Source organism: Komagataeibacter swingsii, assembly GCF_003207895.1.
GTDB lineage: Bacteria > Pseudomonadota > Alphaproteobacteria > Acetobacterales > Acetobacteraceae > Komagataeibacter > Komagataeibacter swingsii.
This window is the reverse complement of sequence record NZ_NKUB01000082.1, coordinates 1-1,309: the sequence shown is the minus strand read 5'-3', so window position 1 is coordinate 1,309 and position 1,309 is coordinate 1. Positions and strand designations below refer to the sequence as shown.

The following is a 1,309-nucleotide window of genomic DNA, read 5'->3' as shown; positions in this document are numbered from 1 at the left end:
AGATGGGGTGGTTGCCGTCCTCCCCGCACGGCATCGCAATGTGCCAGAATGGTCGTTGGAAGAAACGACTGCGCGAAAGGACGGCAGATGAAGGATACAGTGATAGGCGTTGATCTGGCAAAGAACATTTTCCAGGTTCATGGAGCTTCGCGTGCGGGCGAGGTGATGTTTCGCAAAAAGCTGCGTCGTCAGCAGTTTATGCAGTTCATGGCCACGCAGCCGCCTGCTCTGGTCGTTCTTGAAGCGTGCGGGAGCGCGCATTACTGGGCTCGCGAACTGGCAGGAGCTGGTCACGAGGTCAGACTGATCGCTCCGCAGTATGTGAAGCCTTTCGTGAAGCGCCAGAAGAACGATGCTGCTGATGCGGAAGCGATCGTCATTGCGGCCCGTCAGCCGGAAATGCGCTTTGTCGAACCACGCACTGAAGCGCAGCAGGCGCGTGGCGTTCTTTTCCGGGCCCGGCAGCGTCTGGTGCACCAGCGCACGGAACTGGTGAATGCCCTGCGTGCCGTTCTGTATGAATTCGGTCTCGTCGTGCCACAGGGGATTGCGCATATCAGACACATTGAAGCCATGCTGGATGAGGCGGTTCTGCCAGAGGCTGTGAAGCAGGAATGCCTTGATCTGCTGCGACAGATTTCGGAGCAGAGTGTGCGGATTGATGTCAGAACAAAGAAGATCAGGATGCTTGCCCAGGAAAGTGAAAACACCTGCAGATTGCAGAGCATGCCTGGAGTGGGTCCTCTGACCGCTCTTGCGATTGAAGCTTTTGCGCCTGACCTGCAGAGCTTCCGGCGCGGGCGCGACTTTGCTGCGTGGCTGGGGCTGGTGCCCCGTCAGTTCTCATCTGGCGGAAAGGAAAGGCTGGGGAAGATATCAAAAGCCGGGCAGGCTGATATCCGCAGGCTTCTCATCATGGGCGCCATGACCCAGGTGAACTGGGCCAGCCGTAAGGCCCCTGCACCGGGAAGCTGGCTGGCACGGATGTTGACCCGCAAGCCCCGTATGCTGGTAGCCATTGCGCTGGCCAACAGGATGGCACGAGCCATCTGGGCCATGGCAACAAAACAGGAGGATTATCGGGATCCGGCCCTGTCCCTGGCAGCCTGAGCGATGGCTCGGCTCCCGCGGATGGAACCGGTAGAGGTGTGAGAGGGCGATGACCTGAATGGGCGCATGATCGTCTGATCCGGATCGGAAAAACCAGTGGATTTCTCTGTGCTTTAAAGCACGCCTGTGAGATTTGGATCTGATCCGCTGATCACCATACTGGCCAGTGGCTTCTGAAAGGCCACATCAACAGGCCTTA

At 58.2% G+C, this 1,309-nt stretch carries 1 protein-coding gene; it reads left to right on the top strand.

Going from position 1 to position 1,309, the window contains the following annotated elements; translation table 11 throughout:
* Window positions 1–87 precede the first annotated feature (87 nt).
* On the top strand, window positions 88–1,110 hold the full coding sequence (locus CFR76_RS17390) for an IS110 family RNA-guided transposase (protein WP_038507926.1): 1,023 nt from the start codon (window positions 88–90) through the stop codon (window positions 1,108–1,110).
* Window positions 1,111–1,309 lie beyond the last annotated feature (199 nt).

Coding starts and splice junctions, on each gene's coding strand:
- CFR76_RS17390 (WP_038507926.1), top strand. CDS start 88: ATGAAGGATACAGTGATAGGCGTTGATCTGGCAAAGAACATTTTCCAG.